General features: G+C 67.5%; 20 protein-coding genes, 1 tRNA gene and 1 other RNA gene. 13 read left to right on the forward strand and 9 right to left on the reverse strand.

Translation table 11 applies throughout. From position 1 onward, the window contains the following. Positions 1 to 88: 88 nt before the first annotated feature. Together ADBZ9K_RS21275 and ADBZ9K_RS21280 are read left to right on the forward strand one after the other, a co-directional pair. Positions 89 to 1,462 (forward strand): FAD-binding oxidoreductase, encoded by a 1,374-nt coding sequence (locus ADBZ9K_RS21275; RefSeq protein ID WP_526623923.1) that lies wholly within the window; start codon positions 89 to 91, stop codon positions 1,460 to 1,462. Next, positions 1,459 to 2,772 carry an SAM-dependent methyltransferase gene (locus tag ADBZ9K_RS21280; protein ID WP_526623924.1) on the forward strand — a complete coding sequence of 438 codons (1,314 nt, stop codon included), beginning with the start codon at positions 1,459 to 1,461 and terminating at the stop codon, positions 2,770 to 2,772. Before ADBZ9K_RS21275 ends, ADBZ9K_RS21280 begins: the two co-directional genes overlap by 4 nt. Positions 2,773 to 2,776: 4 nt before the next feature. Here the strand turns inward: ADBZ9K_RS21280 and ADBZ9K_RS21285 are convergent, their stop codons facing one another. Together ADBZ9K_RS21285 and ADBZ9K_RS21290 are read right to left on the reverse strand one after the other, a co-directional pair. Further along, positions 2,777 to 3,154 (reverse strand): hemophore-related protein, encoded by a 378-nt coding sequence (locus ADBZ9K_RS21285; RefSeq protein WP_526623926.1) that lies wholly within the window; start codon positions 3,152 to 3,154, stop codon positions 2,777 to 2,779. Between the two features lie 171 nt (positions 3,155 to 3,325). Further along, positions 3,326 to 3,778 (reverse strand): rhodanese-like domain-containing protein, encoded by a 453-nt coding sequence (locus ADBZ9K_RS21290; RefSeq protein WP_526623928.1) that lies wholly within the window; start codon positions 3,776 to 3,778, stop codon positions 3,326 to 3,328. 85 nt (positions 3,779 to 3,863) lie between these two features. Here ADBZ9K_RS21290 and ADBZ9K_RS21295 point away from each other — a divergent pair, with 85 nt between their 5' ends. Further along, entirely contained in the window at positions 3,864 to 4,331 is a 468-nt protein-coding gene (locus ADBZ9K_RS21295) for an Lrp/AsnC family transcriptional regulator (protein WP_526623930.1), read from the forward strand. A gap of 10 nt (positions 4,332 to 4,341) precedes the next feature. On the opposite strand, the gene ADBZ9K_RS21300 is transcribed toward ADBZ9K_RS21295, so the two are convergent. The 4 genes from ADBZ9K_RS21300 to ffs form a co-directional block, all read right to left on the reverse strand. After that, positions 4,342 to 6,207 carry a DNA polymerase III subunits gamma/tau gene (locus ADBZ9K_RS21300; protein WP_526623932.1) on the reverse strand — a complete coding sequence of 622 codons (1,866 nt, stop codon included), beginning with the start codon at positions 6,205 to 6,207 and terminating at the stop codon, positions 4,342 to 4,344. Between the two features lie 58 nt (positions 6,208 to 6,265). Continuing rightward, positions 6,266 to 7,714 (reverse strand): aminotransferase class I/II-fold pyridoxal phosphate-dependent enzyme, encoded by a 1,449-nt coding sequence (locus ADBZ9K_RS21305; protein WP_526623934.1) that lies wholly within the window; start codon positions 7,712 to 7,714, stop codon positions 6,266 to 6,268. Between the two features lie 12 nt (positions 7,715 to 7,726). Beyond that, complete coding sequence (locus ADBZ9K_RS21310) at positions 7,727 to 8,998, reverse strand: aspartate aminotransferase type Ic (protein ID WP_526624301.1); 1,272 nt, start codon at positions 8,996 to 8,998, stop codon at positions 7,727 to 7,729. Between the two features lie 14 nt (positions 8,999 to 9,012). Continuing rightward, positions 9,013 to 9,107: signal recognition particle sRNA small type (gene ffs / locus ADBZ9K_RS21315), an RNA gene on the reverse strand. Between the two features lie 105 nt (positions 9,108 to 9,212). Here ffs and ADBZ9K_RS21320 point away from each other — a divergent pair. From ADBZ9K_RS21320 to ADBZ9K_RS21330, 3 genes are all read left to right on the forward strand, one after another. Continuing rightward, positions 9,213 to 9,298, forward strand: a tRNA-Ser gene (locus ADBZ9K_RS21320). Positions 9,299 to 9,369: 71 nt separating this feature from the next. Next, a complete protein-coding gene (lucA, locus tag ADBZ9K_RS21325) occupies positions 9,370 to 10,125 on the forward strand; it encodes a lipid uptake coordinator LucA (RefSeq protein WP_526623936.1) in 756 nt (251 codons plus the stop codon). Positions 10,126 to 10,291: 166 nt separating this feature from the next. Then, positions 10,292 to 10,960, forward strand: a complete 669-nt coding sequence (locus tag ADBZ9K_RS21330; protein ID WP_526623938.1) for a cutinase family protein — start codon at positions 10,292 to 10,294, stop codon at positions 10,958 to 10,960. 18 nt (positions 10,961 to 10,978) lie between these two features. Here ADBZ9K_RS21330 and ADBZ9K_RS21335 read toward each other — a convergent pair whose 3' ends face one another. Next, a complete protein-coding gene (locus ADBZ9K_RS21335; protein ID WP_526623940.1) occupies positions 10,979 to 12,892 on the reverse strand; it encodes an alpha/beta hydrolase family protein in 1,914 nt (637 codons plus the stop codon). Between ADBZ9K_RS21335 and ADBZ9K_RS21340 the strand changes: the two genes are divergently transcribed. Next, on the forward strand, positions 12,849 to 13,421 hold the full coding sequence (locus ADBZ9K_RS21340) for a hypothetical protein (RefSeq protein ID WP_526623942.1): 573 nt from the start codon (positions 12,849 to 12,851) through the stop codon (positions 13,419 to 13,421). The genes ADBZ9K_RS21335 and ADBZ9K_RS21340 overlap by 44 nt on opposite strands. A 225-nt stretch (positions 13,422 to 13,646) precedes the next feature. On the opposite strand, the gene ADBZ9K_RS21345 is transcribed toward ADBZ9K_RS21340, so the two are convergent. Continuing rightward, positions 13,647 to 14,891 (reverse strand): PecA family PE domain-processing aspartic protease, encoded by a 1,245-nt coding sequence (locus ADBZ9K_RS21345; protein WP_526623944.1) that lies wholly within the window; start codon positions 14,889 to 14,891, stop codon positions 13,647 to 13,649. A gap of 115 nt (positions 14,892 to 15,006) precedes the next feature. Between ADBZ9K_RS21345 and ADBZ9K_RS21350 the strand changes: the two genes are divergently transcribed. Then, positions 15,007 to 15,294, forward strand: coding sequence for a hypothetical protein (locus ADBZ9K_RS21350; protein ID WP_526623945.1), 288 nt, complete (start codon positions 15,007 to 15,009; stop codon positions 15,292 to 15,294). Between the two features lie 330 nt (positions 15,295 to 15,624). After that, a complete protein-coding gene (locus ADBZ9K_RS21355; RefSeq protein WP_526623947.1) occupies positions 15,625 to 16,191 on the forward strand; it encodes a GNAT family N-acetyltransferase in 567 nt (188 codons plus the stop codon). On the opposite strand, the gene ADBZ9K_RS21360 is transcribed toward ADBZ9K_RS21355, so the two are convergent. After that, positions 16,181 to 17,254 (reverse strand): DNA polymerase domain-containing protein, encoded by a 1,074-nt coding sequence (locus ADBZ9K_RS21360; protein ID WP_526623949.1) that lies wholly within the window; start codon positions 17,252 to 17,254, stop codon positions 16,181 to 16,183. The genes ADBZ9K_RS21355 and ADBZ9K_RS21360 overlap by 11 nt on opposite strands. A gap of 66 nt (positions 17,255 to 17,320) precedes the next feature. Between ADBZ9K_RS21360 and ADBZ9K_RS21365 the strand changes: the two genes are divergently transcribed. Genes ADBZ9K_RS21365 through ADBZ9K_RS21380 form a run of 4 tightly spaced genes read left to right on the forward strand, consistent with a single transcriptional unit; the run spans position 17,321 to position 21,580 of the window. Next, positions 17,321 to 18,394, forward strand: coding sequence for an ATP-dependent DNA ligase (locus ADBZ9K_RS21365; protein WP_526623950.1), 1,074 nt, complete (start codon positions 17,321 to 17,323; stop codon positions 18,392 to 18,394). A 19-nt stretch (positions 18,395 to 18,413) separates the two neighbouring features. Further along, positions 18,414 to 19,295, forward strand: coding sequence for a tRNA glutamyl-Q(34) synthetase GluQRS (gene gluQRS / locus ADBZ9K_RS21370; protein WP_526623952.1), 882 nt, complete (start codon positions 18,414 to 18,416; stop codon positions 19,293 to 19,295). Positions 19,296 to 19,340: 45 nt separating this feature from the next. After that, entirely contained in the window at positions 19,341 to 20,813 is a 1,473-nt protein-coding gene (locus ADBZ9K_RS21375) for an ABC transporter permease subunit (protein WP_526623954.1), read from the forward strand. Then, positions 20,810 to 21,580, forward strand: a complete 771-nt coding sequence (locus tag ADBZ9K_RS21380; RefSeq protein ID WP_526623956.1) for an amino acid ABC transporter ATP-binding protein — start codon at positions 20,810 to 20,812, stop codon at positions 21,578 to 21,580. Before ADBZ9K_RS21375 ends, ADBZ9K_RS21380 begins: the two co-directional genes overlap by 4 nt. Positions 21,581 to 21,584: the final 4 nt, after the last annotated feature.

Genomic DNA, 21,584 nt, shown 5'->3' on the forward strand with positions numbered 1-21,584 from the left:
GGTAATACTCCTCGAGTGACGTGAGTTTGGACTGTGATCCACCAACCGTGCGGTCGCATCGACTGGGGCTGCGGACTAGCGTAGTCGTGTGTCTGTTTCCGCAGCACTGACAGCTCACACCCGCGGTGTTGAGCGGCTTCTGGCCAGCTACCGCGCCATTCCACCGAGCGCCTCGGTGCGGCTGGCCAAACCCACGTCAAACCTGTTTCGCGCCCGCGCCAAGCGTGATGCCCCGGGTCTGGACACCTCAGGGCTTACCGATGTGATCTTCGTCGATGCCGACGCCAAGACCGCCGACGTCGCCGGCATGTGCACCTACGAAGACCTGGTAGCCGCCACGCTGCCCTACGGGCTGGCCCCGCTGGTCGTTCCGCAACTCAAAACGATCACGCTGGGCGGTGCGGTAACCGGATTGGGGATCGAGTCGGCGTCGTTCCGCAACGGTCTTCCGCACGAGTCGGTCATCGAGATGGACATCCTGACCGGCTCCGGCGAGCTGGTGACGGCCAGCCGCGACCAACACCCCGACCTGTTTCGAAGCTTCCCGAATTCCTATGGCACGCTGGGCTATTCGGTGAGGTTGCGGATCGAGCTGGAACCGGTGAAGCCGTTCGTCGCACTCAAGCACCTCCGCTTCCATTCGCTGGCCGACCTGATCTCGGCAATGGACCGCATCATCGAAACCGGCGGCTATGACGGAGTGCGGGTCGACTACCTCGACGGTGTGGTGTTCAGCGCGCAGGAGAGCTACCTGTGTCTGGGCCTGCAGACCGCCACCGCCGGACCGGTCAGCGACTACACCGGCCAGGACATCTTCTACCGGTCCATCCAACACGGCGCCGGCGTCAAGGACGACCGGCTGACCATCCATGACTACCTGTGGCGCTGGGATACCGATTGGTTCTGGTGCTCGCGGGCGTTCGGCGCCCAGAACCCGCGGCTGCGCCGACTGTGGCCGCGGCGCTACCGGCGCAGCAGCGTGTACTGGAAGCTGATCGGCTACGACCAGAAGTTCCACATCGCCGACCGGATCGAGGCACGCCACGGTCGCCCGCCCCGCGAGCGGGTGGTCCAGGACGTCGAGGTGCCGATCGAGCGAACCGAGGAGTTCCTGGACTGGTTCCTGACCACCGTGCCGATCGAGCCGATCTGGCTGTGCCCACTTCGGCTGCGAGACGAGGCGGGCTGGCCGCTCTACCCGCTGCGGGCCGGCCACAGCTACGTCAACGTGGGATTTTGGTCGTCGGTGCCCGCCACCGGCATCGAGGGCCACACCAACCGGCTGATCGAGGACAAGATCAGCGATCTGGACGGGCACAAATCGCTGTATTCGGACGCCTATTACAGCCGTGATGCGTTTGACGAGCTGTATGGCGGCGAAACCTATAAGACCGTGAAGAAGATCTACGACCCCGATTCCCGGCTGCTTGACCTCTACGCAAAGGCGGTGCAGAGACGATGACGACGTTCCGTGATAACCCGGCGCACGCGCCCGGCAGGCTGAGCCTGGCCGAGATCCTGGAGATCCTCGTCGCCGGCGGCGACCTGCCGATCAAGTTCAGCGCCTACGACGGCAGCAGTGCCGGGCCCGATGACGCCGAACTCGGCCTGGAGCTGCTCACCCCGCGGGGAACCACCTACCTGGCCACCGCGCCGGGTGATCTGGGGCTGGCGCGGGCCTACGTCTCGGGCAACCTCGACATGCACGGCGTGCATCCCGGTGATCCCTACGAACTGCTGCGGGCGCTGGACCAGTCGATGGACTTCAAGCGGCCGCCGGCGCGCACCCTGGTGGACATCGTCCGCTCGATCGGCATCGAGCACCTCAAGCCGATCGCGCCGCCGCCCCAGGAGGCGCTGCCCCGGTGGCGGCGGATGGCCGAGGGCCTGCGCCACAGCAAGAAGCGCGACGCCGATGCCATCCACCACCACTACGACGTGTCCAACACGTTCTACGAGTTGGTGCTCGGCCCGTCGATGACCTACACCTGCGCGTGCTATCCGAACGCCGGGGCGACGCTGGAAGAGGCGCAGGACAACAAGTACCGGCTGGTGTTCGACAAGCTGAAGCTCAAGCCTGGGGACCGGTTGCTCGACGTGGGTTGCGGCTGGGGTGGCATGGTGCGCTACGCCGCACGGCACGGCGTGAAGACCATCGGCGTGACGCTGTCGCGTGAGCAGGCCGTCTGGGCGCAGAAGCGGATCGCCGAGGAAGGCCTCGCCGATCTGGCCGAGGTGCGCCACAGCGACTACCGCGACGTGCGCGAAAGCGGGTTCGACGCGGTGTCCTCGATCGGGCTCACCGAGCACATCGGTGTGGCCAACTACCCGTCGTACTTCGGCCTGCTGAAGTCCAAGCTGCGCACTGGCGGCCTGCTGCTCAACCACTGCATTACCCGCCCGGACAACCGCACCGGGCCCAGCGCGGGCGGATTCATCGACCGCTACGTGTTCCCCGACGGGGAACTCACCGGATCGGGCCGCATCATCAGCGAAGCGCAAAATGTCGGCCTGGAGATCGTTCACGAGGAGAACCTGCGCCACCACTACGCGCTGACACTTCGCGACTGGTGCCGCAACCTCGTCGAGCACTGGGACGAGGCGGTCGCGGAGGTCGGCCTGGCCACCGCCAAGGTATGGGGGTTGTACATGGCGGGCTCGCGGTTGGGCTTCGAAACCAATGTCGTTCAGCTGCATCAGGTTCTGGCGGTCAAGCTCGACGAGAAGGGCAACGACGGCGGGCTGCCCTTGCGCCCGTGGTGGTCGGCCTGACGCGTCAGACCGGGTTGGGCGTGCCCGCCTCCCCGCAGCGATTCTTCAGGTCGACCAGCGGCTGGCGGATGCCGGTGATGTCGGCCTTCACTTGCGGGTTGGCGGCCATGTACGCCTTCACCCTGGCGCGCACCTGATCGCGGGGTAGGCCGGCCAAGCTGGTGAAGAAGGCGTTCACGTCCGGGTGGGTGAACAGGTAGGCGGAGGTGGCGAACTGCACGCCGGTGCGCACCCCTTCCAGGTCCGCGGCCGTGCAGTTCGGCGGCGCGTCGGGATTGGGGTCGGCGGTCGCGGCCGGGACGGCGCCGAACAGGGTGAGGGCCAGTGTGCCGCCGGTGAACGTCGCTGCCGCCAGCCGACGCGAGATAAGGGTCCTGAACATCGCCGATCCGTTCCGTCACAACCGCCGTCGTCGGGAGGACCGGCACCACGATGTGTCCGGTCACCGCCCCGCTGAACCCGATCGACGGTAAGGGGCAATCGTGCGGCGCGCTCCTCGAAAGCGCCGAAATCGGCTACCCCGCAGCAGAAACACAGTGTCCGTCGGGCAGCTTCACAGGCACGGCACCGTCGTCTCCGTGGCAAGATCCGGTGTCACTTCGGGGGCGGTCAACGGGTCGACCGCGCGCCGGGTACGTCCATGCCGACCCTGGATTGCCAGGCCTTCACGCGCCCAGTACTCGAACCCGCCGATGAGCTCCCGCACCCGGGTGTAGCCCAGCTCGGTGAGGGTGAGTGCGGCGCGGGTCGAGCCGTTGCACCCGGGCCCCCAGCAGTACACGACGATGTCTGCACTCTGATCCGGCAGGTCGGCCCCGGCACGCTGGCGCAGTTCGTTTCCCGGAATGTGGATCGCACCGGGGATGTGTCCCTGCGCCCACGCGGCCGGCGACCGCGTGTCCACGACCACCGGCGAGGCACCGGCCTGTCGCGCCGCGGCGAGGTCGGCAGGGTCGATCTCGAACGACAGCTTGGCGGCGAAGAACTCACGGGCAGTCAGGGTCATACCGACGATCGAACCTCGAAGCGCGCCCGTCGGGAATGGGTGATCGCCGGATATCGCGCCGATTTCGAGGAGAAACGATGGGATCATGGCCCGTATGCCGAACAATCAGCGGGCGACGCTGGATCACACCGACGAGCTGATCCTCGCGTCCCTGCAGTCCGACGGCCGGATCAGCATTGCCGATCTGGCCCGGGCGGTGTCGCTGTCGCCCAGCTCGACAGCCGACCGGGTGCGACGACTGGTGGACGCGGGGGTCATCACCGGCTACACCGCCGCCGTCGACGCCCAGGCGCTCGGCTATCCGATCACCGCATTCGTGCGCCTGGCGTTTCCGTCCGGCAATTACAAGCCGGTCCACGACCTGCTCGCGGTCGTCCCGGAGGTCATCGAGGCCCATCACGTCACCGGCAACGACTGTTTCATCATGAAGGTCCTCGCGCGGTCGATGACCGACCTCGAGCGGATCACCGGCAAGCTCGCCACCCTGGGGAGCATCACGACAAGCGTCGTCTACTCCAGCCCACTTCCGTCACGGCCGATCGCTCCGGCGTGAGCGGCTTCCCTCAGCCCTCGATACGGCGGGCGCCCAGCTCGTTCTGCAACAACTCCAGCGCCACTTCTTCGGGGTCACGCCGAGGCGCAGCGTCCTCGTCGCGGCCCACCTCGGCGATCATGCTGTCCTCTTCGGCCCGCTGAACCTCACCCGGGTCGGGTTCGGGCTCGGGCGGAAGGGGCTCGGCCTCCGGCGCCGGTTGGCCAAGGCCGACCTCGCACACCACCCGCCAGTTCACGCCGAGCGCATCCTTGAGCGCGTCGCGGATGACATCGGCGTTGCGCTGCTCGGACAGCCGCTTGGCCAGCGGCGCCGACTCGTGCCCCAGGATCAGGGTGTTGTTCTCGACCGCACGCACGATCGCCCCGGCCAGCATGACCTCGGTGGTGCGGCTGCGCTGGCGCACCTTCTCCCGCACCGTCGACCACATGCTGCGCACCGCCGCCGCACCGGGTTCACCGGTGGCGGCCGCCGGTTCGGCGGGCGCGGGCGAGGGCGGGGCCGGCGCGGCTCGCGGCGGTTCCGGTGCGGGCCGAGGTGGCTCGGGTGCGGGCCGGGATGCTTCCGGCGCGGGCCGGGGTGACTCGGGCGCTACAGTGACCGGCGCCGGGGCGGGGGCGGGTGGCTCGGGCGCCGGCGGCGGAGCCTGGGTCTTGCGCACGTACTGCTTGGCCGGTGCCGGCGCGGAGGCGCCCATCGCGGCCTCCGATGCGGGAATCGAGATGTCGAGCCGGGTCTCGATGCGCTCGACGCGCTGCAGCAGCGCCGACTCGGTGTCGCTGGCCGACGGCAGCAACAGCCGCGCGCACACCACCTCCAGCAGCAGCCGAGGCGCCGTCGCGCCGCGCATCTCCCCCAGCCCGGCATGCACCACCTCGGCGTAGCGGGCCAGCGTCGCCGGACCGACCCGGCCGGCCTGGTCGCGCATCCGCTCCAGCACATCGTCGGGGGCGTCGACCACCCCGCGACTCGCAGCGTCTGGAACCGCCTGCAGCACAATCAAATCCCGAAACCGCTCGAGCAGGTCGGTGGCGAACCGGCGCGGGTCGTGGCCGGCGTCGATCACCGATTCCACCGCCCCGAACAGCGCGGCGGCGTCCCCGGCCGCCAGTGCGTCGACGGCGTCGTCGATCAACGCCACATCGGTGGCCCCGAGCAGTGCCAGGGCCCGCTGGTAGTGCACCCGGTTGTCCTGCGCGCCGGCCAGCAGCTGGTCGAGCACGCTGAGCGTGTCACGTGGTGAGCCGCCGCCGGCCCGGATCACGAGCGGGAAGACCGCGTCGTCGACCTCGACGTCCTCGGAAGCCAGAATGCGCTCGATCAGCGCGCGCATGGTGCGCGGCGCCAGCAGCCGGAACGGATAGTGATGGGTGCGCGACCGGATGGTCGGCAGCACCTTCTCCGGCTCGGTGGTGGCGAACACGAAGATCAGGTGCTCGGGCGGCTCCTCGACGATCTTGAGCAGCGCGTTGAACCCCGCGGTGGTGACCATGTGCGCTTCGTCGACGATGAAGATGCGGTACCGCGACTGAGCGGGTGCGTAGAACGCCCGGTCTCGCAGTTCGCGGGTGTCATCCACACCACCATGGCTGGCGGCGTCGAGTTCGACGACGTCGACGGAGCCTGGGCCGTTGGGGGCCAGCGCCACGCACGAGTCACACACCCCGCACGGCGTCGGCGTGGGACCCTGCGCACAATTCAGCGACCGGGCCAGGATGCGGGCCGAGGATGTCTTGCCGCAGCCGCGCGGACCGGAGAACAGGTAGGCGTGGTTGATCCGGCCGGCCGACAGCGCGGTGCACAACGGTTCGGTGACGTGCTCCTGTCCCACGACCTCGGCGAAGGTTGCCGGACGGTACTTGCGGTAGAGCGCCACAGTCAGCAGGTTACCCAGGCCTACCGACGTGGGCGCGACGCAGGCTCCGCCTCGGCTCTCAGCGCACGACCCGCAGCGTCTGCAGTGTCCGATCGGCGGCATAGGCGACGCGCACACCGTCGGCCTGTGCCTTGCCGAGGGCGTCCAGCACGCTGTCGGTGATCTCCTCACCGGGCGCCAGAACCGGGATGCCCGGTGGATAGGGCGCGACGAGTTCGACGCTGACGCGTCCCACCGCCCGCGGCAACTCGACCGTCTCGGTCGGCGCGAAGAACGCCTCCCGCGGGGCCATCGCGGTCACCGGGGTGATCTGGTAGGCCGCCCCGGTGACGACGGGCCGGGGCAGGCCGCGGTGTCGTCGCACCGACCCGACGATGGTGTCGACCAAGCGGGTGAGGGAGGCGCTGGTGTCGGCCAGGGATACCTGGGCGACGATCATGTCGCGTTCGGCCGCCTCGACCGGAAGACCCGACGCCAGCAGGTCGTTCTCGACCGCTATCCCGTCGGCACCGGTGCCGGAGAGCACCAGCGTCAGCTTGAGCGGATCGATATGGGGTCCGTCCAGGACGACGAGGCCTTCGACCCCGGACAGTTCCGCGCGAGCCGCCCGCACCGCGGCCAGGGCATCCCCCAGCAGCGCTGGCCCGTCTCGTTCCAACAGGGCACGGGCCGCATCGATGCTGGCGAGGATGGCCCCGGCAGGGCTCGTGGTGTGCGTCGCCTCCACCCCGGCATCCAGCGCCGCGGGATCTATCCGCGCACCGTTGGCCAGCACCATGGCCGCTTGGCTCCACGCGGGCAACGTCTTGTGGGCACTGATGACCATCGCGTCGGCGCCCAGTTGGAGCGGGTGGCGCGGCAGGTGGGGGTGGAATCCGAAATGCGCCGCCCAGGCCGCGTCGACGATCAGCGGCACGTCACTCGCGTGTGCGACATCGGCCAGCCCGCGAATGTCACCGACGGTGCCAACATAGGACGGGTCCCCCACGAACACCGCGCGCACGTCGGGATGCCGCCGCAAAGCGTCGGCGACTGCATCGGGGCGGACGCCGAGTGGCAACCCGGTCGCGGTGTCGATCTCGGGATGCACCCAAATCGGCGTGAGACCGGCCAGCACCAAGCCCAGCAGCATCGAACGATGCAGGGTGCGGCTGATGACCACCGAACCATTGCCAGGCACACCGACGCCGGGCGCCCCCGCACCGGACGCCACCGCGAGCGCCAGGGCCTGGTTGACATGAGTCGCGCCGCCAACGGAGAAACGGCAGACATCGGCACCCCACAGCCGCGCGGCAAGCGCTTCGGCCTCAGCCAGGACGCCCCGGCTCAACTTCATCGTGTCCAGACCGGCGTAGAGCGGGACGTCCCCGGCGATGACATCGCCGACAAGATCGGCACGCTGCTTGTGACCCGGGATGGTGAACGGCGTCGGCGGGTCTTCGCAGAACCGCAACCACGCATCCAGAAGCGGAGCTTGGGAGCGCAATCCGCGTGGGTCAGACGGCATGTACCAGGGAGCTCAGCGCAGCATCAGCTCGGTGGCCGCCAGCAGTGCGCAGGTGGCCAATCCGTCGACCGCATCCTCAAGATCCGGCACCGACGGAAAGCTCGGAGCGATCCGAATGTTCTTGTCGTCTGGGTCTTTTCGGTACGGGAACGCCGCACCGGCTTCGGTGACCGCGATCCCGGCATCCTTGGCCAGAGCCACGGTGCGCTTGGCCGTACCGGGTAGCACGTCGAGGCTGATGAAGTAGCCGCCCTTGGGTTCGGTCCACGAGGCGATCTTGGAGTCAGACAACCGCTTGTCCAGGATCTCCAATGCCAGCGCGAACTTGGGCGCCAGCACCTGCTGATGGCGCCGCATGTGCAGGCGTACCCCGTCGGCGTCTTTGAAGAACAGCAGATGGCGCAGGTGGTTGACCTTGTCCGGGCCGATCGACTTCTTACCCGCATGCTGCAGGTACCAGGCGATATTGCCCAGTGAGCCGCCGAAGAAGCTCACCCCGGCTCCGGCGAAGGTGATCTTCGACGTCGAGGCGAACACGTACGGCCGGTGCGGATGGCCGGCCTTGTCGGCCAATCCGAGAATGTCCACCTGGCGCGGGAATTCCAGCGTGAGCGTGTGCACGGCGTACGCGTTGTCCCAGAACAGCCGGAAATCCGGTGCCGCCGTCCGCATTTGCACGAGCCGCCGGACCACTTCCCAGGAGTAGGTGGTGCCGGTGGGGTTGGAGAACACCGGAACGCACCACATCCCCTTGATCGCCGGGTCGGCGGCGACGAGCTCTTCGATCAGGTCGACGTCGGGGCCGTCATCGCGTAACGGGACGCCGATCATCTCGATGCCGTAGCTCTCGGTGATCGCAAAGTGGCGGTCATAACCCGGCACCGGGCACAAGAACTTCAGGACGGGTTCCTCACGCCACGGCCGCGGCGAGTCCACGCCGCCGTGCAACAGCGAGAACACGACGATGTCGTGCATCAGCTCGAGGCTGGCGTTGTTGCCGGCGATCAGGTTGGGCGCCGGGATACCGAGCAGTTCGCCGAAGATCGACCGCAGTCCGGGCAAGCCGTGCAGACCGCCGTAATTGCGGGTGTCGGTGCCGTCTTCGTCGCGGAAGACCTCGCCAGGCAGGCTCAGCAGCCCGTTGGACAGCTCGAGTTGCTGGGCCGACGGCTTACCCCGGGTGAGGTCCAGCGAAAGCTTCTTGGCCTGCAGGTCCGCGTAGTTCTGCCGCTGCAATTCGTGCTGGGCTTGCAGCTCATCGGGGCCCAGGGACTGGAACGACACCATGCGCCTTTCGCGAAAGGGGACCCCGCGCACCCGCCAGAGCCCATTGACCCTTGCTGCCTTCCGGCCCTGGGGGAGTTCACAGGATAGACGCCGCGCGGGGTCCAACGCGAGTGTAATACGCGCCGGGAGGTGGCCCGCCGCGGAGGCGGCAAGAGAAGGTGGGCCAGGCAGTCGGGGCAAGGCGCGTCCCGGGTCGGCTACCATGGCCGACGGAGGATTCGCCTAGTGGCCTATGGCGCTCGCCTGGAACGCGGGTTGGGTTAACAGCCCTCAGGGGTTCAAATCCCCTATCCTCCGCACCGGTCCGAGGTGCGATCGGGCGAGATGAACGCCTGATCGCACCTCGGATTCAAGCACCAAGGAGGGGTATGGGGCGCGTCGCCGCGACTGCAGTACACCTCACGTTGTGGGTCCTCGCCGGCGTCCTGTACTTCCTGTTCATCCTGCCCCGGTGGTGGGAGCTGATGGGCGATACCTCCCACACCCTGGGCACGGTATTGCGCATCGTTACCGGCGTGCTGTTCGGGCTGGCCGCGTTGCCGGTGCTGCTCACCCTGCTGCGGACCCGCCATCCCGAGCTGGCCACGCCGCCGTTGGCGCTGCGACTGCGGCTGTGGTCGGTGATTTTGCAGGTGCTGGCCGGTGCGCTCATCGTCGGAACGGCGGTTGCCGAGATCTGGGTGAGCCTCGACGCCGGCGGGCCATGGCTGTTCGGTGTCTACGGCGCGGCCGCGGCGGTGGCGATCCTCGGGTTGGTGGCGTTCTACCTGGCGTATACCGCCGAGCTGCCGCCTAAGCCGCCCCGGCCCAAGAAAGCGAAGAAGGCGAAGAGCGGCTCGGCCACCGACACCGACACCGACACCGACACCGACGAGACGCTCGAACCGGCCGAGCCCGAGGCCGAGCAGCCCGACGAACCGGCTGCGGACACCGAAGTAGCCCCGGCCGACGAGCCCGAGCCCGCCGTCGAACCGGCCGAGTCGGAGCCAGTCACCGCCGATACCGAGTCGGCCGAGCAACCCGAACCCGAGCCCGAGCCCGGCCTTCGTAACAAGCGCCCGAGCGGCAAGACCACCCACCGGCTGCGTCGTCGCAACCGCGGAAACGTCGCGCTCGACGACTGAACATCCGCACCGAACTCGACGTTCTGGCGCGATTGTCTCGCACTTGTACGCCCAAACGTTGGTTTGGGCGTACCAGGCGAAGGGGTGAGGGTGGGTTTGCTCACGCCTTGCAACTCTCCTCGGCGCGCCGCAGCCAACCGAGGTCAGTAGGTGCCAACATGCTCCGGTGCACACCCATCGGGGCGTTCAGATCGTTGCTACCGCGGTCATCACGGCCGTCGCGCAGCTGACCGGCGTGGCCGCGCCCGTCGCGCGTGCGGACAACTGCGCAGACATCCACCTGGTGTATGCCCGCGGGACCAGCACCATCCCACCAATCGATCCGGTCGGACAAGCTCTCTTCACTGCCATCAGTGTCCAGGCGCCTGGCAAGAGCATGTCGGTGTACGGCGTCAACTACCCGGCCAATTTCGACCTCAACGGTGGGTCCACCACCGGCGCCACCGACGCGTGGGTGCACATCCAGAACGTGGTGGCGGCGTGCCCCGACACCCGGCTGGTGCTGGGCGGATACTCGCAGGGCGCCGACGTCATCGACCTGATCACCACGACATCAGGGGCGGCATTCGGTTCTCCGACCCCGATGCCGCCGACCGTTGTCTCACACGTCGCCGCGGTGGTGGTGTTCGGGAACCCGTCCCGAAAGGTCGGCGGCGGCCCGCTGCCGGCGCGCAGCGCCCTCTACGGCTCCAAAGCCGTCGACTTCTGCATGACGGGTGATCCCATCTGCTCCGACGGCTACGACCTGACCGCCCACAACAAGTACATCAGCGCCGGCCTCGTCGACCAGGGTGCACGGTTCGCGGCCAGCCAGCTGGCCCCGAGGTCTGCCTGATCGCGGTCGGTGCCGCCCCTACGGGTCGGGGGTGATCGACGCCGGCGTCTGCAGCGACAGACCGATATTGGAGATGTTCACCACGCCGTAGGAGGTGAAGTTCTCGTAGGCCGTCGCCGAGCTGGTGATCTGCAGGGTCAAGTTGTCGGTGGCCGGGTCCTGGACGGTGTAGACGATGTCCTCCAAATTCACCGTCACGCTGTGGCTGCGCCCGTCCAGGGTGACCGGCACCGGCGTGACCAGGTTGCCCACCACCAGGCCGGTCTTGTTGTCCACCAGCTGTGCGTAGACGAAGCGACTGGTGCCCAAACCCTGGTAGTCGAAGCTCAGCGTCGGCGAACCCACGGTCTGAGCCAGTCCGGTGGTGTCGAGCTGCACGTTGATGGCGTTGCTCGCCTTCGACGCCAACCCCAGCGAGTAAGGAATCGAGGCTTGCGGCGCGGGTCCGGAGCCGCCGAGGACCGGAACGATGCCCAGAACGCCGCCGGAGGCGCCACTGGCCGCGTCGAAATTCGAGCCGAAGAAGGGGCTGCCCGCGGTGGGCAGGTCGTCGGCCTTGTACCAGTTGCCGTACTGGTCGGCGTACTGGAACTTCGGGCCGGTCGCCACCGCCTCACCCTTGACGTATTTGTCCAGCCAGTCCAGTGACGCGTCCAGGTTCCGGGTCCCGGTGGAGTCATTGGTCAGGCACACCCCGTGACCGCCGCAGAACCAGATCATCTTGGTGGGAACGCCCGTCGCCATGGCCTCGGCGTTGTCGATGGCCTGCTGCAGGGTGAACAGCACGTCGACGGTGCCCTGGATGAACAGCGTCGGCGCCGTGATGTTGCCGACGACGAAGTTGGGCCCGCTGCTCGCCAGCACTGCCTGGGCGGTGTTGCTGAGCACCCCCAGCAGGTCACCGGTGAGGATGCCGAGATAGATCTGGTTGTTGATCCGCGCGCCCGTCGTCACCAGGCTCAGCAGAAGCAGCGAGGCGTAGGACGTCTTGAAGGCGCTATCGGGATACAACGAGTTGTTCAGCGAGTTCCAGGCGATGCCGGGCACGATCGCATCGATGCGGGAGTCGGTGCCCGCCGAGGTCAGCTGGATGCCACCACCGTAGGAGCCGCCGACCATCCCGACCGTCGGGTCGTTGGCCGCGTCGAGTTTCGAAGTAGGTTGTGTTGCAACCCAATTGAGGATCGACGAGACATCACGGCCCTCGTAGGCCGGGCTGTCCAGCTGCAGGATGCCGCCGGAGGCGAACTCACCACGGGGGTCCCAGGTGACCACGTTGTAGCCGGCGTCGCGCAGCGACTGGACCCCGGGGGTCAGCTCCTTGATCCCGTACTTCAGGTAGGGATCGGTCTGGCCGGGAGTGGCCAGGCCGGGTCCGTTGAGGATGGTGGGGGCGGTATCGCCGGCGGGTACACCATCCGGCCCCAATGTCGAGGCGGGGAACCAGTTGACGCTGATCAGCGTGCCGTCGAAGGAGGGCATCTTGTAGGTGAAAGCGATCGGATCCCCGAGCGGGTTGGACACCGACGGGTTCGGCGTGAACGTCACGACCTGGGAGTACCCGATAACCGGTGCCAGGAGGTCACCCAGGAGCGGGGTCTGGTGCAAGGCGACCAGCACCTGCGGGACGAAGCCACCCACGATCGGGATGCCTTCGAGCAGCTTGTCGAACTGCGTCGTCTCGGCGACCAGGATCTTGAACTGCTCAGTGCCCGACGTCAGGATCGACTTGTCCGGCAGGTAGGTGAAATTACCGAGTACGTAGTTCGTGGTGTCCTTGCTCGAGAACGTGACCTTGCCGCCCGCGCTCGGTGCACTGATCAGGGTGTAGGTGAGCGGATCACCCGAGGTCGTCGAGGCGCCGGTGGTGCCATTGAAGATGCCGTCGATGATGCCCAGTGACGGGTTGACGGCGATGGGGTTGTTCCCCACCAGCGAGGACGCGGTCGTCAGCGCTGCTGATGGGGAACTGCTTGCGGCGGTTGCCGATTCACGGCGAGAGAACGCCGCCAGGGCCAGCGCCAGCGGCGAATCGACCGGCGCCGTGGGCAGACCACCGGGGGACACGCTCGAGACCGAGGCTGCCGGCGCGGCGACGGCTACCGAACCAACCGCGGGCAGGCTCACCACGCTGCCCCCCGACGTCGCCGAGGTGGTGGTCACGCTCGCGGCGGTGCCTGAGTTGTTTGCCGTCTCGACCGAGGAGCCGCCGGTCGACGTCGACGCCGAGGAGTCGGTGCTCCGCGATGCGGCACTGGCGCTCGAGTGCTTCGATCCAGATTTGGCGCCGCCGGTGCCTACCACCCGGCCCGACCCCGCGGTCACCGACCTCTTCGTGGTCGCCGTCGCCGAGCCCTTCGAGCCCGCACCCGACTGGCCGGGGTTCGAGGCACCGCCGTCCGAGGAATTGGAATTCGAGCCTGCCGCCGACGATCCCGTATCGGCCCAGGCGACCCCGTAGCCGGCGGAGAAGACTGCGGCACCGACCCCGAGGGCCACCGCCAATCCGCCGACGCGACCGACAAACCTCGAAGCACCCATGGTTGATTTCCTCCCAGACAACGGCGACTGGCACCTCAGCGGAGGGTAAACCCCTCGACCGGCCCGGGGCCCCGAAATACCGAAATCGTCAATCTTGGGTTTGCTGATCTCGCAGCAGCAGGGTCAACGGTGCTGCTGCGTTGTGTCAGGCGTAGTCGAAGTCCGTCGACCCGATGCCGTTGGGTGCGGTGTAGTTGACGTAGACCGGGCCGAGCTGGAACGGCATGTATCCGGTGTTGATCAAGCCGCTGCTGATCAGGGTCGGCGCGGTGGCCGAGGTGACGGTGTAGGAGTACAGCAGGATGCCGTCCGGGGTGTAGACCGAGATGGTGCTGCCCGGCGCAATGCTCTGCCCGGCGACGGAGGTCAGCATCGTGCCGTACACCCCGCCGGAGTCGATGATCGCCCCGACGTCGTGAGTTGTTCCGTTGTTGATCTTGACCTTCAGGTACGCATCGGGGGCGCCGGACACCGACGTACGGACCGGCAGCGGGTTGGGCCCGAAGACCATCACGCCGGCCACCCCGAAGAACAGGCTCTGGTAGAGGAAGACGCCGTCGCTCAGCTCCCCGGGCAGCGCGGTGGTGGGGATGCTCGGACCGGGTCCCGCGGCGTTGGCGCCGATGCCCAGCACACCGGAAGCACCGCCGAGCTGGTTGAAGAAATTCAGGGCCTTGGCGGCATCGGCCTCATCGACGATATTGACACTGGTGGGCTCGGAGACGATGCCGTTCCCGAAGTCGACCGTCGTGGTGTACGACTTGTAGCTGTAGCTCAGCCCGCCGGTATACGAGCTGCTGCCGGAACCGGTCGGTGAGCCCAGCGGTGCGGCGTTGCCCACCGAAGCCCTCGTCAGCACCAGCCCCGACGATCCGGTGTCGACGAGTACGGGAACGCTCGGTCCGCCGTTGACCGAGATGTAGACGATCGGCTCGGTGGTGGACTTCATGGTCACCGGGACCAGGCCGTAGACCTGGCCGTTCTGGCGTGCCGTGGCAACCAGGTTCTCCACCGAGGTGATGGCACCGGTTCCCTCGAACGCACCCACCAGTGGGAGCAACAGGGCGGTGCTGTTCAGCGCGACTCCGGCCAGCGTGGGCAGGAGCAGGGCACCCAGCAGCGTGACCCCGGCAGCCTGATGCACGATCGGGATGCCGGCGGTGTTGGCGTAGAACGCTTGAGTGGCCGGTGTCGCGGTCTCCCAGGTGCTGAACGACAACGCGGCCTGGGCGAGCAGGATCTGCGGCACGATCGCTGTCAGACCGGCCACGACATTGCCGCTGCCCCAGGTCTGCTGGGTGAGCAGCGACTGCGCCTCGGCGATCTGCTGCTGGGCCAGGTTGACGGCGACGCCCGCGACGATCGGGGTCGACGGCAGCCACGAGGTCATGTTGGGCGACGGATCGGCGGCCGGGGCCGCCGCGGCCGCGCTCGACGTGTCCGAGGTGTCACTGCCGGAGCTGGAAGGACTCGAGGTGGTCCGCACTCGGGCCGAGTGACCCGTCGTGGCGCCCGCCGAGCTACCGGGCACCGCGACACTGGCAGCCTCAGCGTGGCTGGCCACCGGCTCGCTCGACACCGCCGCGGCAGCGGGGGCGTTGCTCGAAACCACAGCCGAAGACGTGCGCCCGGTGACGTTTCCGCCCGATGAGGTCACCGAGCTGCGCCGCGCCGAGTGCGCGGTGGCGTTCTTAGCCGGCGCCGAATCGTTGGTGGCAGCGGCCGTGGAGCCGCTCTCAGAGCTGTCGGCGGATGCCCTGCCGGCGCCGGAACCAGTGCCCGTGTCGGCGTAAGCCACCGCGGATCCGCTGGCCAGGGCCGCGCCGAGGCCCAGTGTCACCGCGCCAGCGCCCAGCCAACCATAGGGGGTACGACGACGGCGCCCGGCGCGATGCCTGCCCGCCTCGGGGTGCTTCCCACTGTCGGTCTGCTTCATCGCTTTCCCCCCATGCTCCGAAGGCGTCGACGGCTGGATGTCGCAGTCGCTAGTTTGCTGAGTGTCTACCACAGGTGACCGAAGCGGCGGAAGCCAACCCGCGTGACCGTCACGAATGGATCCGCCAACCGGATCGGGCGCACCTAGCCGCTTCCAGGACCGCTTCCAGGCGACTAAGAACATCTGCATGACCTCTGATGTGGCGATACGGTTGGCGACCCGGCAAGACATTGCCGCAATGATGGCGCTGGAAGCGCGCTACTACGTCGGCAACCTCGATGCGTCCGAGCGCGCCAACGGCTTCATCTCCAATCTCCAGTCGCAGGAATGGTTCACCTGGGCGGTCGACTCCTCCGGGGTGCACGTCGCGGTGGCCGATGACGACAGCGTCGTCGGTTTCATCGCCGTGACCGATCCGCCCACCCGCTCACAGGTGGGCTCGTCCCCGATCATCGGCGCCATGCTTGATCTCGCCGAGTCACTGGAATTCGACGGAAAGCCCGTCGCGCAGAGGCGTTTTGCGTTGCGCGGGCCGGTCTGCGTCGATGCGGCCGCCCGAGGCCGCGGCGTCTATACCGCGTTCAATGCGGCGACTCAGGCGGCCTATCGGGAGCGCTTCGATATCGGTGTGCTCTTTGTCGCTGCGGACAATCCCCGGTCGCTGCACACCACGACCACGAAACTCGGCGCAACGTCCCTGGCCGTGTTCGAGGTCGACTCCCGGCAGTACCACTTCTTGGCGTTCAGCTTCTAGGCCCCTCTGGGTGCTTCCGATCCGTGTCCCGAGAGGGCTGCACCCGCTTGGGTTCGCCCGGCATCTTCGGATAGTTCGGCGGGTAGGGCAGGTCACCGAGGCCGCGCTCCTCGTCGGCACCGGCCAACTCCAGCAGCCGCTCGATGGACTGCGCGACCGAATCCAGGCCCGCCATCGGGTCGCCGCGCTCGGCGATCAGCGCGGGCACGGTGGCGATGGTGAAATCGTCGGGCTCGGCACTGCGCAGTTCCTCCCACGTCAGCGGGGTCGACACGGTGGCGATCGGGGTGGCGCGCACCGAGTACGCGCTGGCGAAGGTGCGGTCGCGGGCGTTCTGGTTGTAGTCGACGAACACCCGCTCGCCGCGCTCCTCCTTCCACCACGAGGTGGTCACCAGGTCGGGCGCGCGGCGTTCCATCTCCCGGGCCAGCGCGATCCCGGCGCGACGCACCGCGACGAAATCCCACTCGGTACGAATACGCAGGAAGACGTGCACACCGCGGCCGCCGGACGTTTTCGGATAGCCCACCAGGCCGAGTTCGTCGAGCAGCGGCTTGAGGATGTCGATGGCGATGGTGCGAGCCTGCGCGAAACCGGTGCCCGGCTGCGGGTCGAGGTCCACCCGCAACTCGTCGGGATGGTCGGTGTCGGGGCAGCGAACCTGCCAGGGATGCAGCGTGATCGTGCCCATCTGGGCGGCCCACACGATCGCCGAGGGGTGGGTCACCTTCAGCGCGTCGGCGGTGCGCCCGGACGGGAACGTCACGCGGCAGGTCTGCAGATAGTCGGGGTGTTTCTCGGGCACCCGTTTCTGGTAGATCTCCTCCGCCTCGATGCCGTCGGGGAATCGCTGCAGGTGCGTCGGGCGGTTCCGTAGCGCGGTGAGTAGCGGCCCGCCATCGTTTTCCGGGTTCTGGCCGACGCCGACAGCGACCGTCCGGTAGTACTCGACGAGCTTGCCCTTGGTGCCGGCGGCGCCCAGCTTCGGGAAATACACCTTGTCGCGGTTGGTCAGCCGGACGGCGACTCCGTCGACGTCGAGTTCCTCGGCCTTGGCCGCCATCAGCGCGACGGGTTGAATGGGAGTCGGCTCACATTTCGACGCTACCCGTACGAGACGAGATGATCGATGAACTTGCCCGTCATGCCGCCGGTTTCGCCGATGCTCGCCAAGTCGGTGCCGACCATCCCACCCGGGGCGTCCTACGAACCCAAGTGGGACGGGTTCCGGTCGGTGTGTTTCCGCGACGGCGCCGACGTCGAACTCGGCAGCCGCAACGAGCGGCCGATGACGCGGTACTTCCCCGAACTCGTCAGCGCCGCGCTCGCCGAGTTGCCACCGCGCTGTGTTATCGACGGCGAGATCATCATCGCCACCGACCACGGCTTGGACTTCGATGCCCTGCAGCAGCGCATCCATCCCGCCGACTCCCGCGTGCGCATGCTCGCCGAGAAAACCCCGGCGTCGTTTGTCGCCTTCGATCTGCTCGCGCTCGGCGACGTCGACTACACCGGCCGGCCGTTCAGCGAGCGCCGCGCCGCATTGGTAACAGCCCTGGCCGATGCCGGCCCGTCGTTTCACGTCACGCCGGCCACCACCGACCCGGAGAAGGCACAACGCTGGTTCTCCGAGTTCGAAGGCGCCGGGCTCGACGGTGTCGTCGCCAAGCCGCTGACGATCACCTACCAGCCCGACAAGCGAATCATGTTCAAGATCAAGCACGAACGGACCGCCGACTGTGTGGTGGCCGGCTACCGGGTGCACAAGTCGGGTGACGACGCGATCGGCTCACTGCTGCTGGGGCTGTACAAGGACGACGGTGTACTGGTGTCAGTGGGCGTCATCGGGGCCTTCAAGATGGCGGTGCGCCGCCAGTTGTTCACCGAATTACAGCCTCTGATAGCCGAATTCGAGGGCCACCCATGGAACTGGGCCGCGCACGAGGCGGGCGAACGTACGCCCCAGAAGAACGCCGGGTCGCGATGGAACGCGGGGAAGGATCTGTCGTTCGTGCCGCTGCGGCCGGAACGGGTGGTCGAGGTGCGCTACGACCACATGGAGGGCGAACGGTTCCGCCATACCGCTCAGTTCAACCGGTGGCGCCCGGACCGCGAGCCGGGGTCGTGCACCTACGAGCAGCTCGAGCGCCCGGTCACGTTCAACCTCGGCGAGATCATCCCCGGGCTGGGGCCGCGAGGCTGAGCCGAGTTAGATTGCGGGCGTGACCCGCCCAGCACCGGGCGCGGGCCGGTTCGCGCCCAGCCCGTCAGCCGACCTGCACGTCGGTAATCTGCGCACCGCTGTACTGGCGTGGCTGTTCGCCCGCTCAACCGGCCGACGGTTCCTGGTGCGCGTCGAGGACCTCGACGACCGGACCCACGACGAGGTGGCCGAGCGCCAACTGGCCGACCTCGCCGCCATCGGGATCACCTGGGATGCCGAGCCGCAATGGCAATCCCGGCAGCGCAGCCACTACGAGACGGTGCTCGAAATGCTGGCCGAACGCGGGTTGGTCTACGAATGCTATTGCAGCCGAAGAGATATCCTCAGCGCTCCGCGGGCCCCGCACGCCCCGGAAGGGGCCTACCCGGGGACCTGCCGACGGCTGAGCGACGCCGAACGCGCCGCGCGGCGGGAAAGCCGGCCACCGGCGCTGCGGCTGCGCGCTGACGTCGCCGAGTTCACCGTGACCGACCTGCAGCACGGCAGCTACACCGGAGTCGTCGACGACTTCGTGCTGCGCCGCGGGGACGGAGTTTTCGCCTACAACCTCGCGGTCGTCGTCGATGACGCGCTGTCGGGTATCGACCAGGTGGTGCGCGGTGATGATCTGCTGTCCTCGTCACCGCGGCAGGCCTACCTGGCCGGGCTGCTCGGGTACCCGCAACCGGTGTACGCCCATGTGCCGCTGGTGCTCAACGCCGAGCGCAAGCGGCTGGCCAAACGCGATGGGGCGGTGACGCTGGGCGAGCTCGGCGTCCCACGTGCGTTCGCACTGATCACCGAGTCGCTGGGCTGGCCGTCGGCCAACCTGGGCGAGCTGCTGGTCCGGTTCGATCCCGACCGGCTGCCGCGCGAGCCCTGGATATATCAACCGGTTTGATCGCAACCCTTGGCGGGCACCCTCGACCTCGTTAACGTCCGCCGAATGCGCCATCTTCCACGCTCCGCCGTACTGGCTGTCGTGCTGATCGCCGTCGCGTTCCTCGGAGGCTGCGGGTCCAAGGACAACAGCGCAGGTCCGCTCGCTTCCGGGGTGCTGCGGGTCGGCACCGAGGGTACGTATGCTCCGTTCAGCTTCCAGGATCCCGCCACCGGACAGCTGGCCGGCTACGACGTCGACGTCGCCAATGCGGTCGGCGAGAAGCTGGGCAAGCAGGTCGAGTTCATCCAGACCCCGTGGGACTCCATCTTCGCCGCGCTCGAGGCCAACCGGTTCGATGTGGTCGCCAACGAGGTCACCATCACCCCCGAACGTAAGAGCAAATACGACCTGTCCGAGCCGTATTCGGTGGGGGAAGGCGTCATCATCACTCGGGCGGACGATGACTCGATCACCTCGCTGGACGATCTCAAGGGCAAGACCGTGGGTGCCAGCATCACCAGCAACTGGGCCCAGATCTCCCGCGAAGCCGGTGCGACGGTGGCCCCAGTCGAGGGTTTCACTCAGGCCATCACCCTGCTCAACCAGGGCCGGGTGGACGCTGTCGTCAACGACAGCATCGCCTTCCACGCCTACCAAGCCGAGACCAACAATCAGTCAGTCAAAATCAGCGCCACGATCGGAGAGAAGAGCGAGCAGGGTTTCGCGGCCCGAAAGAACAGCGGACTGCTGCCCGAGTTGAACAAGGCACTCGAGGAGCTGAAGGCCGACGGCACCCTGGCCGCGATCTCGCAGAAGTACCTGAAAGCCAACGCCACCGGAGGCCCGGCCCCGGGCGCCGGCGAACCCGGGCACCGCTCGGTGTGGAAGCTCATCGCCGACAACCTGTGGCCGTTGGCCAAAGCGGCGATCACGGTCACCGTTCCGCTGACCATCATCAGCTTCGTCATCGGCCTGGTGATCGCACTCGTGGTGGCCCTGGGCCGGTTGTCCAAGAATGTGGTGCTGTCCAACGTCTCCCGGTTCTACATCTCGATCATTCGCGGCACCCCGTTGCTGGTGCAGCTGTTCATCATCTTCTTCGCGCTCCCACAAATCGGGATAAAACTTGAGCCGTTCCTGGCGGCGGTGATCGCGTTCAGCCTCAACGTCGGCGGCTACGCGGCTGAGATCATCCGCTCGGCGATCCAGAGCATTCCCAAGGGCCAGTGGGAGGCCGCCGAGACCATCGGCTACCACTACGCCGGTGCGCTGCGGCGGATCATCCTCCCCCAGGCCGCCCGGGTGGCGGTCCCACCGCTGTCGAACACGCTGATCTCGCTGGTCAAAGACACTTCGCTGGCATCGACGATTCTGGTGACCGAACTGCTGCGCACCGCCCAGGTGGCCGCCGCCCCGACCTTCGAGTTCTTCGCGCTGTACGGCACCGCGGCTGTGTACTACTGGATCATCTGCCTGGTGCTCTCCTTCGGCCAGAGCCGCCTGGAACGACGACTGGAAAGGTATGTGGCGCGATGACTGACACCGAGGGCGTCGAATACCGCGTCGTCGCCGACAATGTGCATAAGGCGTTCGGCGACAACAAGGTGCTCAAGGGCGTCTCGTTCACCGTCGAGCGGGGCACCGCGACGGCGATCATCGGGCCGTCCGGGTCCGGCAAGACGACGCTGCTGCGCACGCTCAACGCGCTCGACCGGGCCGATGCCGGGGTGATCCGGGTCGACGACGTCGAGATCGACTTCTCCAAGCCGACGCCAAAGCCCGAGGTGCGCCGATTCCAGTCGCGCAGCGGCTTTGTATTCCAGAGCCACAACCTGTTTCCGCATAAGACGGTGCTGCAGAACATCATCGAAGGCCCGGTCATCGTGCAGAAGCGTCCCAAGGAGGAAGCGGTCGCCGAGGCCGTCGAACTCCTCGATCGGGTCGGGCTTGCCGAGAAGAGGGACCAGTACCCCTACCAACTGTCCGGCGGACAGCAGCAGCGGGTCGGTATCGCTCGAGCGCTGGCGCTCAAGCCCAAACTGGTCCTGTTCGACGAGCCGACCTCGGCGCTGGATCCAGAACTGGTCGGCGAGGTGCTTTCGGTGATCAAGGACCTCGCGATCGAGGGCTGGACGCTGGTGATCGTCACTCACGAAATCCAGTTCGCCAGGCAGGTTTCCAGTCAGGTGCTTTTCACCGATGGCGGCGTCATCCTGGAGAAGGGGTCGCCCGACGAGGTGATCGGAAACCCGCAGCAGGAACGCACCCGGCAATTCCTCGACCGGGTGCTCAACCCGCTCTAGACGG

This window comes from Mycobacterium sp. (assembly GCF_965229265.1).
GTDB lineage: Bacteria > Actinomycetota > Actinomycetes > Mycobacteriales > Mycobacteriaceae > Mycobacterium.

Bases quoted from the DNA above. Each gene is read 5' to 3' on its own strand.
- ADBZ9K_RS21280 (WP_526623924.1), top strand. From the start codon at position 1,459: ATGACGACGTTCCGTGATAACCCGGCGCACGCGCCCGGCAGGCTGAGC.
- ADBZ9K_RS21285 (WP_526623926.1), bottom strand. From the start codon at position 3,154: ATGTTCAGGACCCTTATCTCGCGTCGGCTGGCGGCAGCGACGTTCACC.
- ADBZ9K_RS21290 (WP_526623928.1), bottom strand. From the start codon at position 3,778: ATGACCCTGACTGCCCGTGAGTTCTTCGCCGCCAAGCTGTCGTTCGAG.
- ADBZ9K_RS21295 (WP_526623930.1), top strand. From the start codon at position 3,864: ATGGCCCGTATGCCGAACAATCAGCGGGCGACGCTGGATCACACCGAC.
- ADBZ9K_RS21305 (WP_526623934.1), bottom strand. From the start codon at position 7,714: ATGCCGTCTGACCCACGCGGATTGCGCTCCCAAGCTCCGCTTCTGGAT.
- lucA (WP_526623936.1), top strand. From the start codon at position 9,370: ATGGGGCGCGTCGCCGCGACTGCAGTACACCTCACGTTGTGGGTCCTC.
- ADBZ9K_RS21340 (WP_526623942.1), top strand. From the start codon at position 12,849: ATGATGCCCAGTGACGGGTTGACGGCGATGGGGTTGTTCCCCACCAGC.
- ADBZ9K_RS21345 (WP_526623944.1), bottom strand. From the start codon at position 14,891: ATGACCTCGTGGCTGCCGTCGACCCCGATCGTCGCGGGCGTCGCCGTC.
- ADBZ9K_RS21355 (WP_526623947.1), top strand. From the start codon at position 15,625: ATGACCTCTGATGTGGCGATACGGTTGGCGACCCGGCAAGACATTGCC.
- ADBZ9K_RS21360 (WP_526623949.1), bottom strand. From the start codon at position 17,254: ATGGCGGCCAAGGCCGAGGAACTCGACGTCGACGGAGTCGCCGTCCGG.
- ADBZ9K_RS21365 (WP_526623950.1), top strand. From the start codon at position 17,321: ATGAACTTGCCCGTCATGCCGCCGGTTTCGCCGATGCTCGCCAAGTCG.
- ADBZ9K_RS21375 (WP_526623954.1), top strand. From the start codon at position 19,341: ATGCGCCATCTTCCACGCTCCGCCGTACTGGCTGTCGTGCTGATCGCC.
- ADBZ9K_RS21380 (WP_526623956.1), top strand. From the start codon at position 20,810: ATGACTGACACCGAGGGCGTCGAATACCGCGTCGTCGCCGACAATGTG.